The organism is Robertmurraya dakarensis (assembly GCF_900156875.1).
GTDB classification, from domain to species: domain Bacteria; phylum Bacillota; class Bacilli; order Bacillales; family Cytobacillaceae; genus Robertmurraya; species Robertmurraya dakarensis.
In genome coordinates, this window is the sequence record NZ_LT707408.1 from 1,117,781 (window position 1) to 1,129,210 (window position 11,430).

General features: G+C 36.5%; 12 protein-coding genes. 8 read left to right on the forward strand and 4 right to left on the reverse strand.

What is annotated here, in order from left to right; translation table 11 throughout:
* The first annotated feature begins 25 nt into the window (after positions 1-25).
* From CZ487_RS06630 to CZ487_RS06645, 4 genes are all read left to right on the forward strand, one after another.
* On the forward strand, positions 26-811 hold the full coding sequence (locus CZ487_RS06630) for an SDR family oxidoreductase (RefSeq protein WP_077211340.1): 786 nt from the start codon (positions 26-28) through the stop codon (positions 809-811).
* Between the two features lie 76 nt (positions 812-887).
* Positions 888-1,346 (forward strand): hypothetical protein, encoded by a 459-nt coding sequence (locus CZ487_RS06635; protein WP_077211341.1) that lies wholly within the window; start codon positions 888-890, stop codon positions 1,344-1,346.
* Between the two features lie 118 nt (positions 1,347-1,464).
* Positions 1,465-2,346, forward strand: coding sequence for an NAD(P)-dependent oxidoreductase (locus CZ487_RS06640; protein WP_077211342.1), 882 nt, complete (start codon positions 1,465-1,467; stop codon positions 2,344-2,346).
* 70 nt (positions 2,347-2,416) lie between these two features.
* On the forward strand, positions 2,417-2,596 hold the full coding sequence (locus CZ487_RS06645) for a hypothetical protein (protein WP_077211343.1): 180 nt from the start codon (positions 2,417-2,419) through the stop codon (positions 2,594-2,596).
* Between the two features lie 27 nt (positions 2,597-2,623).
* On the opposite strand, the gene CZ487_RS06650 is transcribed toward CZ487_RS06645, so the two are convergent.
* Positions 2,624-3,775, reverse strand: coding sequence for an aminotransferase A (locus CZ487_RS06650; RefSeq protein WP_077211344.1), 1,152 nt, complete (start codon positions 3,773-3,775; stop codon positions 2,624-2,626).
* A 185-nt stretch (positions 3,776-3,960) separates the two neighbouring features.
* Between CZ487_RS06650 and CZ487_RS06655 the strand changes: the two genes are divergently transcribed.
* Positions 3,961-4,395 (forward strand): universal stress protein, encoded by a 435-nt coding sequence (locus tag CZ487_RS06655; protein WP_077211345.1) that lies wholly within the window; start codon positions 3,961-3,963, stop codon positions 4,393-4,395.
* A 75-nt stretch (positions 4,396-4,470) separates the two neighbouring features.
* Here CZ487_RS06655 and CZ487_RS06660 read toward each other — a convergent pair whose 3' ends face one another.
* Positions 4,471-4,674, reverse strand: coding sequence for a hypothetical protein (locus tag CZ487_RS06660; protein ID WP_077211346.1), 204 nt, complete (start codon positions 4,672-4,674; stop codon positions 4,471-4,473).
* A 310-nt stretch (positions 4,675-4,984) separates the two neighbouring features.
* On the opposite strand from CZ487_RS06660, the gene CZ487_RS06665 reads away from it, so the two are divergent.
* Positions 4,985-5,890, forward strand: coding sequence for a chemotaxis protein (locus CZ487_RS06665; protein WP_077211347.1), 906 nt, complete (start codon positions 4,985-4,987; stop codon positions 5,888-5,890).
* A gap of 58 nt (positions 5,891-5,948) precedes the next feature.
* Here the strand turns inward: CZ487_RS06665 and CZ487_RS06670 are convergent, their stop codons facing one another.
* Positions 5,949-6,413 carry a YkyB family protein gene (locus CZ487_RS06670; protein WP_077211348.1) on the reverse strand — a complete coding sequence of 155 codons (465 nt, stop codon included), beginning with the start codon at positions 6,411-6,413 and terminating at the stop codon, positions 5,949-5,951.
* 180 nt (positions 6,414-6,593) lie between these two features.
* On the opposite strand from CZ487_RS06670, the gene CZ487_RS06675 reads away from it, so the two are divergent.
* Both CZ487_RS06675 and CZ487_RS06680 read left to right on the forward strand, forming a co-directional pair.
* Positions 6,594-8,132 carry a Ppx/GppA family phosphatase gene (locus CZ487_RS06675; RefSeq protein WP_077211349.1) on the forward strand — a complete coding sequence of 513 codons (1,539 nt, stop codon included), beginning with the start codon at positions 6,594-6,596 and terminating at the stop codon, positions 8,130-8,132.
* A 144-nt stretch (positions 8,133-8,276) separates the two neighbouring features.
* Positions 8,277-10,361, forward strand: coding sequence for an RNA degradosome polyphosphate kinase (locus CZ487_RS06680; RefSeq protein ID WP_077211350.1), 2,085 nt, complete (start codon positions 8,277-8,279; stop codon positions 10,359-10,361).
* A gap of 82 nt (positions 10,362-10,443) precedes the next feature.
* Here CZ487_RS06680 and CZ487_RS06685 read toward each other — a convergent pair whose 3' ends face one another.
* Positions 10,444-11,316: a metallophosphoesterase gene (locus tag CZ487_RS06685; protein ID WP_077211351.1), complete on the reverse strand. Its 873-nt coding sequence runs from the start codon at positions 11,314-11,316 to the stop codon at positions 10,444-10,446.
* Between the last annotated feature and the right edge of the window lie 114 nt (positions 11,317-11,430).

Genomic DNA, 11,430 nt, shown 5'->3' on the forward strand with positions numbered 1-11,430 from the left:
TAATGGGGAGGAAGGAGGAGTAACAATGAACTTTAATTTATCTGGTAAGACAGCATTGGTTGCAGCATCAAGTCAAGGACTGGGCAGGGCGATTGCCGAAGAACTGCTAAAAGAAGGTGCAAATGTGATGATTTGTGGCCGCGATGAAGAAAAGCTTTCTGGAGTTCAAGAGGAACTTAAATCCATCGGAAAGGGGCAGGTCAACTATTTTAAGGTGGACTTAACGAATAATGAAGAGATTGTCACTTTGGTTGATCATACTGTCAAGAAATATGGAGGAATTGATATTCTTGTTAATAATGCTGGTGGTCCTCCTGCCGGTTCATTCGATACAATTACAGATGAAATGTGGCAAAATGCCTTTGAATTGAACCTTCTATCTTTTATTCGTTTAATTAGGGAGTCCCTTCCATATCTGCGAAAACAAGGTGGAAAAATTATTAATGTCGCATCAACTTCGATCAAGGAACCGATACCTGGTCTAATTTTATCAAATACTTTTAGAACGGGTATTGCCGGTTTATCTAAGACATTGGCTGGAGAACTTGCAAAGGATGGAATTTTAATCAACACGGTTGCGCCAGGGCGTATTTCTACAGACCGTACAAAGCATTTAGATTCTGTCAGAGCCAAAGCACAAGGAATAACCGTAGAAGAGGCAGAAAAAAACTCAAAGGCAAACATTCCTTTAAAAAGATATGGAACACCAGAAGAGTTTGCTAAGGTTGTTACTTTCTTAGCCTCTGATGCAAATAGTTATATGACGGGAAGTTCATTTTTGGTAGATGGTGGAATGATTAAATCTCTTTAATTCTTCCAAAAAATCACAATAAATGAGTTTAATGTAAAAGGTAATAGGAAATGGTAAATAGTAAGGAGGGGACGGCATGGTCAAAAATGTTACGCTATCTTTACTAGTTAGTTGTTTTCTTTTACTTACGGGGTGTACTTCTGAAGCAAATCAGTCCATTGTTAATCGCTATGCGGAAGCATTATTAACAAAGAATAACGAATTACAATTTCGTTTCAAAATTAATGAAAAGATATTCACAGATGAAACAATGTATAAAATTAAAGTGTCCATACATAACGAAGAATTAGCTAATGCTCTAGGTGCAAAAGAAATCTATTATGGGCAGGAATCAGTGTACGAGGGACTAACTCTAGAAGTAGATGAATCGAAAGAACAGGTTATCTACATGCAGCCAATTCCCTTAAGAAAAGATATGCATACCTTTGAAATAGAGGAACTAATTGTTAATCAGCATGCTGTTTCAGTTGAAGTTTATACGGAGCAGGAAGTCATTGCAACGGCATTCTTGACTAATTTTTCTTCACAATTATAATATGTTGAATGTATTTAAGACCAAGTAAAGTGCTGCTTGGTCTTTTTTTTGTCCATGTATCTTAATGGGAAATTCAGTGGTAAAATAGTGGTGAATTATGCTGGAAGGGAGATTTAGCATGCTAACAAATGAGAATACTGTGATTGGTTTTATTGGAACAGGTGTTATGGGGAAAAGTATGGCAAGCAATCTTTTACAAGCTGGGTACCCTATTATTGTTTATTCCAGAACAAAAGCGAAGGCGAAAGACTTGTTAGAAAATGGTGCAGAGTGGGCCGACTCTCCCATGGAGCTGGCTCAAAAGGCAAATGTCATTATTACAATCGTGGGTTACCCCTCAGATGTAGAAGAGGTCTATCTAGGTGAAAAAGGGATCATCCCAAATGGCAAAGAAAATACATATCTAATTGATATGACAACCTCTACACCAACATTAGCTAAAACAATATATGAAGCTGCCAAAAAGAAGGGGATGCATGCACTTGATGCACCGGTCTCAGGTGGAGACATAGGAGCAAGAGAGGCACGCCTATCCATTATGATTGGAGGAGAAAAAGAGGATTTTCAAACAGTATTGCCAATCTTAAAAGTTCTTGGTACAAACATTGTTTATCAAGGAATGCCTGGGGCAGGACAACATACTAAAATGTGTAATCAAATTGTGATCGCTTCTCAAATGATTGGGGTCAGTGAAGCGATTGCATATGCCGTTAAATCTGGCTTAGATCCAAATAATGTTTTGAAAAGCATAGAATCTGGGGCAGCTGGCAGCTGGTCACTTTCCAATTTAGCTCCTAAAATGATCTCGGGAGACTTTGAGCCAGGATTTTATATCAAGCATTTTATTAAAGATATGAAAATTGCCATAGAAGAAGCGGGGAAAATGGATATGGATACACCTGGACTTGAACTTGCTGTAACCTTATACAAAAAGTTAGCAGAGCAAGGAGAAGAGGATAGCGGGACACAAGCACTCTTCAAATACTGGAATTTAAAGTAACTTTTTTTCGTACATAGAATCCTGAGATTACATCAAAATAACAATGATTACATCTTAGGGGGTCTGTTAAATGGCAAAGAAAAACAAAAAAAATGATGCAAAGCAAAAGAATAAAAAAGGCTTTGATTCAGCAGTATTAAATGAGGAATTTGCTCATGAAATGGGCAGTGCAGACACAAATAAGATCCATAAAGATAAGGCAAGGAAAGAGAAAGCACCAAAAAATAATGGTAAATATAGGGGACAATAAAAAAGTGCGGGGCATTTGCCCTGCACTTTATTTAGAGCTTATTAGAAACTGCTCAATTCGATTAAGAGCTTCTTTTAACGTATCCATTGAATAAGCAAATGACAAGCGGAAGTAGCCTTCACCAAGGGAAGAAAAGGCGCTGCCAGGAACAACAGCTACTTTTGCTTTCTCAACTAGCTCTAGAGCAAATTCAAAGGAATTATGATAATTCCCAGGCAGCTTCACGAAAAAGTAGAAGGCACCATCCGGTTTGACGAGTTCAAATCCCATAGAATTCAATCGTTCATACATATACTCTCTTCGTTTTATGTATTCCTTTTTCATGACAAGTGCATCATCTTTCCCCACTGTTAATGCCTCGAGTGCAGCCATCTGAGAAATGGATGTAGCGCATGAAACGTTATACTGATGAACCTTTAGGATATGTTCTGCTAAATATTGAGGTGCAAATAGGAGTCCAATCCTCCAACCAGTCATTGAATGTGATTTTGATAATCCGTTAATCACAATTGTTTTATCTTTCAGGACGGTTCCAATTGAGAAATGATCTTGATCATAAACCAGTTCACTGTAAATTTCATCCGCTAATACAAAAATATCTTTATCCTCTAGGAATGCAGCTATTTCTAGAATCTCACCTTTTGTGAGGCTTACCCCAGTTGGATTAGAAGGATATGGAAGGACAATACAACGTGTCTGTTCCGTGATGTATTTCTTAAGGATATCTAAGGTTAATCTAAATCCATTGCCTGTTGTATCTGCATAAACGGGCTTTGCACCGCATATCTGAATAATAGGTTCATAACCAGGATAGACAGGTCCCGGTAAAATCACTTCAGATCCTGGAACTAAAATCGTACGAAAAGCAATATCAATTGCCTCACTAGCCCCAACGGTAACGATGATTTCTTTCTCTGGGTTATAGGTAAGCAGATATTTTTCTTGTACATAGTTTGCAGCAGCTTGTCGAAGCTCTGCTAACCCGGCGTTATGAGTGTAAGATGTATAGTTTTGATCTATTGCTTTTTTGCCTGCATCCTTAACATGCTCGGGCGTAGGAAAATCAGGTTGTCCAATTGTTAATGAAATCATATCCTTTGTTCCCGCTACCATGTTGGAAAACTTTCTAATACCGGATATTTCTATTTGTTTCACATGGGGATTAATTAAATGTTCCAATGAAATTAGCCTCCAGTCCGTTAGTTATTCTATCATGATATATCCAATGATCATAAATATAAAGTAAAACTTCACTAAAATTGGACTAGCGTCAAATGATAAAAAGAAATCTTTTTGAAATAAGCGAAAAAAGTCTTGTTTATCTTTTCTAAAAGCGTTAATTTGAGCATATAGGAGGGGTTGTTATGGGCAATACAGTATTGGTACCAATTGATGGTTCAGATTCATCCATTAAGGCTGTAGAATTTACCATTTCGATCATGAAGCAAGGTGATCGGGTTGTACTGATGAATGTACAAAAGCCGCAGTATGATGGGTTTGAAAAAGTGGGCAATGTTTCTAAAGAACAGCTTGATGCTTTTTATTTAGATGAAGGAAGAAAAATCTTGACATCTGCAGAAGAGTTAATTAAAAAACAGGGGATTTCATATGAAAGTGTAGTAAGAATTGGTTTACCTTCGATTGAGATTACAAAAGTGGCGAAGGAAATCTCAGCACATTCCATCGTCATGGGTTCTAAAGGCATGAGCCCTGTCGTCAGCCATGCATTAGGCAGTGTTACATATAGTGTGATTCATCTAGCGGCATGCCCTGTTACAGTTGTGCCTTTAATGGACTAAATCCTTTATGTTGAAAGGAGCTGAAAAATGCCCCTAAAAACAAGGGGCATTTGCTGTTTCTATTTATTTTAATGCTTAATAGCCGTAATCCCAATCTACTTCATTTTCATGCCATAAAACAGGGGATACCTGCCCGAAATCAACCACTTTGCTGTCTAGTTTACAGTTGCAGTGATCACACCCACATTGGTCTTTGATTTCATCAAAAACTGATCGGTCAACATTCTCAATAATGGTTACTTTTTGGTTTTTTTGAAAAAGAATGGCAGTGCCCTTCATTTCACTTTTGCACCTCTTTTAATTTATTAAGCAAACGGGAAAGTTTACTTTATTGTTTTTACATCTGCATTGTAGTGCGGATAAAAGCAAAAGTCCATAGGTTAGTGAAAAAATTCACATAAATATCAAATTAGCGATAATTATTTACAAAAGATTCATAAAAAAAGTTTTCCATTCCAGGATTAACATTTTTACTATTTTTATTCACAATTTTTTAGGAATTATTTTAAATATGCCGAAAGTAATGTTGGGCATTCATGATATAGTAGTAATATAGATCTATCATGAATGAAGAGGAAGGAAGAAAAGAATGGAAGGTAACAAGGGGATTTTACTCGAAAGCGGTACAAATGAGCTTGAAATAGTGGAATTTAGTATTGGGAATAATAAATTTGGGATAAATGTCATTAAAGTAAAAGAAATTATAAATCCGATTAACGTTACACATATCCCTCATAGCCATCCTAATGTAGAAGGAATCATTGAGCTTAGAGGAGAGGTTTTGCCTTTAGTGGATGTAGCAGCTGCACTTGGTTTTCCCCGTTCACAAGATCCAAAGCAGGATAAATTTATTGTTTCTGAATTTAATAAACAGAAAGTAGTTTTTCATGTACATACCGTAACCCAGATTCACCGGATCTCCTGGGATCAAATTGAAAAACCGTCTGATATGTATAAGGGATCAGACAGTCAAGTTATCGGGGTCATTAAATTGCACGGGGAAATGATTTTACTACTGGATTTTGAAAAAATTGTCGTTGATATTAATCCTGAATCAGGGATTAATGTACAGCAGCTAAAAAAATTAGGAGTTCGTGAAAGATCAACGAAAAGATTAGTAGTTGCTGAGGATTCGTCCTTACTTAGAAAACTGCTTAGTGATACATTGGCTGAGGCGGGTTTTCATCAGGTGGAATTCTTTGAAAATGGCCGTGATGCGCTTCTCTATCTAGAGGATTTAGCCCAATCGAATAGAGATATAAGTGAAAGCGTACAGATTGTGATAACAGATATTGAGATGCCTCAAATGGATGGACACCATTTGACAAAGCGTATTAAAGGACACCCTAAATTATCTAAATTACCGGTTATTATTTTCTCTTCTCTTATTACGGATGATCTTCGTCATAAAGGTCAGATGGTGGGAGCTGACGGGCAGGTATCTAAACCGGAAATAGCAGAACTAGTTCTATTAATTGATAAGTATATTCTATAATGACGTGAAATAAAAAGAAGCTAACGCGGAAAGCTAGCTTCTTTTTTCCTGTCTAATATTAAAAGTAGTTTTCACCGAGTCTTTTAAAGACAGGCTTTTGGTAACGCTTTTTTTTAGGCTGCTTTGGAAAGTCCTCTTTCGCACCTGTATAGCTTGACAGCAGTTTTTTTGCTTCGTTTAGAGAAATACGAGCTTTAGGATTTCTTACATTTTGATCTAGCTTTCCCAAATGAGGTAATTGTTCAAAATCACTTTTTGAAGGTGGCAGGTGGAAAGAGTAGTTACCACAGACAATGAGTACATCCGATTGCTGTTGACTATATTTTGGGTTGTTAGAGAAGTGTAAACCAATTTTTCTTGCTTTTCCTTCTTTTAATAACTTTTGCAAGGCATCATGCTTTAATTTATATAAAAACTTTGGATTAGGAGCAGTTTTTGCATGACGATTAACGATGAAGAGAGCTTGTGAGAGGTTTTCAATCGTTGGATTTAATGGAGGAGAATAATTCCTTTCCCGATTCAAAGTAATGACTCCTTTCTAGCCTTTAAGTTTTTTTTCTTAATAATATTATAACCTTATTTTCAGTAAAAAGGAAAGGTTGTTATCATAATTGTGTAAATAATACCCAATATAAAATAATCTATTATAAAATGATAAGTAATAAACTAGCTGAATACAGACTTTATGTAAAGGGAGTTTTGTATGATTAAAAACAATAGGAAGACAGCAATAATTGATATTGGTTCAAACACGATCCGCCTTGTTATTTATAATAAGAATGAATTTGGAAAGTTTAAAGAGACTGAAAATATTAAAGCTGCGGCCAGACTTCGCAGGCATTTAAATCAAAATGGGTACCTTGAAGAAGAAGGGATGCTCTCACTATTAAAGATCTTAAAAGGTTTTAAAGAAATACTAGATTTTCATAAAGTAAAGGAAGTTAAATGTGTCGCAACAGCTGCGATTAGACAGGCTCTTAATAAAAAGGAAATAACTCAACGTGTAAAAACAGAAACTGGTTTCGATGTAACCATTCTAACTGAAAATGAGGAAGCGTATTTCGGTTATTTTGCCGTCATTCACACTACGCCGATTGCTGATGCTGTAACAATAGATATCGGCGGAGGGAGCACAGAGATTACATATTTTAAAGACCGTGAGCTTCAATACTCGCATAGTTTCCCCTTTGGTGTTGTATCACTAAGTCAACAGTTCATTAACGGTGATAAAATTACTGCTGTGGAAAAAAAACAGCTGCAAAACTATATAGTAGAATCCTTTAAAACTTTGCCGTGGTTAAAAGACCTAAACGTTCCGATAATTGCCATTGGAGGGAGTGCTAGAAATGTAGCACAAGTTCATCAAAATTTAAAGAACTATCCGTTATCAGGTATTCATCAGTATTCGATGAGCTTACAGGATTTGCAAGAAGTGCTTTCTTTAGTTGAAGGACTGCATGTCGATCAGCTTGCAAAGCTTGAAGGATTGGCTGCAGACAGAGCAGATATTATCCTTCCCGCCATTGAAGTTTTTGTTGAGCTCACTAACTATGTTGAATCTGATACCTTTTTGTTTAGCAGGAAGGGACTAAGAGATGGGATCTTCTTAAAGGAGTACAAGGAGCAAGGAGATAGAATTCAATCTGAACAAATAGCCGGAGCCAGTATCGATGAGCTTGTTCATCATTATGGGATTCAAATAGATCATTCAAAGCATGTCTCATTCTTAGCAAAACAAATTTATCAACAGATCTCTCAATTATGTCAGGTTGGTCATAGTGAGGAAAAAATACATTTAGTAGATTTAAGTGCACGCGTTTATTATCTTGGCGAATATGTTGATTCAGATGTTAGCAGCCAGCATACATTTTATTTATTAGCGAATACATCTATAGAAGGGTTATTACATAAGGATCGGTTGAAGTTAGCTCTCATTGCTTCATTCAAAAATAATACTCTTTTAAAGCAGTATTATGAACGCTTTCACGACTGGTTCTCAAAGGAAGAATTTCTGGAAATCAGGGTTGCTGGTGCGATTACGAAACTGGCTGCAGCACTTGATGCCTCAAAAAGAGGAATTATCAAAGCAGCACATCTACAAATGGCGCAAGACGGCAAGATGGAATTCATACTACAATGTTCAGGAGATGTCTTTGTGGAAAAATACCAAGCTGAAAAACAAGTCAGGCACTTAATGAAGGCGATTAAGAAGGATATACATTTGACATTTAGAAATTTATAAAAATTTACATACTGTTTACAATTGATTAACAAAAAACTGATACCCTTTTAATATAAACGAAATAGATACAATATTCGTCATATTTCTACAAAAGTTTCCGGAGCATGATGAATGGGTACGAAATGTCAGTTGAGGTGCAAACACATGAGAGAGAATATTGATTTGAATTCCCCAGCTTATTACAATAATCGAGAGTTAAGTTGGCTTGCTTTTAATGAAAGAGTGCTTCAAGAAGCCCAAGACCACCGAAATCCATTATTGGAGAGGCTCAAATTTCTTGCGATTGTCAGCTCTAATTTAGATGAATTTTTTATGGTGAGGGTTGCAGGTCTGAAAGATCAAGTCAAAGCCGGCTTTAACAAACCAGAAAATAAAGCAGGGATGACACCGAAACAACAACTATCTGCAATTTCAATAAATGCCCATGAGCAAGTAGAGTCTCAATACTATACTTTGTTGAACGTGATACTGCCTGAATTAAGCAATAATGAAGTTTATCTTTTTAATATTAATGAATTAAATGAAGATCAGCTTTATTTTCTAGAAGAGTATTTTGATGAACAGGTCTTTCCAGTGTTAACCCCTTTAGCTGTTGATGCATACAGACCATTTCCAATTTTATTAAATAAGAGTCTAAATTTAGCTGTTAGTATTAAAGAAACTAATGATGATGCTCCTTGTAAGCTAGCCATTGTTCAGGTGCCGGCAGTACTAGATCGATTTATTAAAGTGCCCTCTGAGACTGGACAAATCTTTGTCCTGCTCGAAAATGTCATTTGTCATTTTATCTATAAAATGTTTAAAGGGTTCCATGTTGAATCTGTAACACAATTTAGAATTACGAGAAATGCGGATCTTACCATTCACGAGGAAGGGGCAAGAGATCTGCTTTTAGAAATTGAAAAAGAATTAAAAAAACGTAAATGGGGGGCTGCTGTCCGCCTTGAAATGAGAAAGGATATTCAAGATGAGAAAGTGGTTTCTTATTTAATTGATGAGCTTGAGATACATCAAAAAGATATTTATATTGTAGATGGACCGTTAGACCCAACATTTTTATTTTCTTTCTACAAGACTTTATCACAAACTATGGAACATTTGTGTTACCAGGCTTTTATCCCTCAGCCGCCGGTTGATTTGAAATCAAACGAGGATTTATTTAGTAAAGTACTAAGACAAGATTTGTTATTTCATCACCCATATGAGTCCTTCCAACCTGTCATTGATTTTGTATCGGATGCAGCAGATGATCCTGATGTTCTCGCTATCAAGCAAACGCTTTACCGTGTCAGCGGTGATTCACCAGTGATTGAATCATTAAAACGCGCTGCAGAAAATGGCAAGCAAGTTACCGTCTTGGTGGAGCTAAAAGCTAGGTTTGATGAAGAAAACAATGTTCAGTGGGCTAAAGAACTAGAAAAAGCTGGTTGTCACGTCATTTATGGGATGACCCACTTGAAAACACATAGCAAAATTACTTTAGTTGTTAGAAGACGGAATGGGAAAATTGAAAGATTTGTTCATTTAGGAACGGGAAATTATAATGATCAAACAGCGAAAATTTATACAGATATGGGCTATATGACCGCAAAGCGGAAATTTGGAATTGATGCAACGAACTTTTTTAATTATTTGAGTGGCTACACGGAAAAGCCTGAGTACAACCATTTGGTCGTGTCTCCCCATGATATTAGAGATAAATTTATTGACTTAATAGATCGAGAGATTGCTTATCATAGAAAATATGGAAACGGCCGCATCATTGCGAAGATGAATTCCCTAACAGATAAAGTGATCATGAATAAGTTGTATGAGACTTCCCTCGCAGGTGTGAAAATTGATTTAATCGTGAGGGGGATCTGTTGTTTAAAGACTGGAGTGCCAAAGGTAAGTGAGAATATCCGCGTTATCAGTATTGTTGGCCGTTTTTTAGAGCATAGCAGAATTTACTACTTCCATCATAACGGAGAAGAAAAAATATACTTATCTTCTGCTGATTTAATGACCAGAAATATGGACCGCAGAGTAGAAATACTCTTCCCGATTTTTGAGGGGGTCTTAAAGCAAAAGATCAAGCATGTTTTGAAGCTGCAGCTGAATGATAATCGAAAAGCTCGGGAACAATCTTCTTTAGGACATTATCAATACGTAACAAATGAAAACGAAGAGTTAAACAATCAATTGGTATTGATGAGAGAAGTGTACCAGCTGCAGGAGGATGAAGAATAGAAAAATTAGTATAATTTTCGTAGTGACAATGAAACTCCCTATATAGGAATAAATGAAAAAGAAGCTGTTGCAAGCTTCTTTTTCAATTTTTTGAGGAAAGCGTATAGATAGTAAGCTCTGGAGTTGATAAAAACCGAAATGGTAATCGTGTAGTTCCTAAACCGCGATTGACGTAAAGTGTAAGGGGGTCATCTGTCCCAATCGTATAAGATCCTTCATAATATTTCTCTGCAAATGGGGGCTTTACGAGAGCACCCAGGAAAGGAATTTTGATCTGCCCTCCATGACTATGCCCGCTTAGTTGCAGATGTATATTGTAGGAAGCGGCAATGTCTGCTAAATCTGGAGCATGAGAAAGAAGGATTTTATAAGCTTCGTCTGGTACACCAGTCAGAGAGTTTTCAATATTGGGTTTTCCTAACATTGCATCATCGATACCAGCTATATAAATACGATCGCCGTTTAGGAGTTTAATTTCAGTTGATTGATTTAGTAAAAGCGTAAAACCTGCTTTTTCCATTATCTCCTTATAAATGTCTGACCCATACCCCCCGTGGTCATGATTTCCGTATATTGAGAACTTTCCAAAGGGAGCTTGAAGTTGATTTAATATAGGAACCACTTTTTCAATCTCTTTGTATTTATTCGGCTCGTCAAGCAGATCGCCTGTAAAAAAAAGAATATCAGGATTAAGGTCATTGATCTTGTCAACTATTTGCTTAAATTGCTCTAAATCATATTGAAAACCCAAGTGTGTATCACTAAATTGAACCATTTTAAAACGCTCAAAACCATTCGGGACTTTAGGATGTTTAATTTGAATATGATTTATTTTTAATCGATAAGGCTCTATATGTCCAGCATAATAATACCCACCTGCAGAAAGGCCTGTAACTGTAAGGAAGGTACCAAGGGCTTTTTTTATAAAATGTCTTCTTGAAACTTTTTCGGGCATACTGTTCTCCCAACCTATCACTGAAGTTCTATTCTATTATTCATTTATACTAACAAACAATAGAGAGAAAAAGAAGCATACTGTCTTGCCAAGAACCGGAAGAGTTTCCATAGG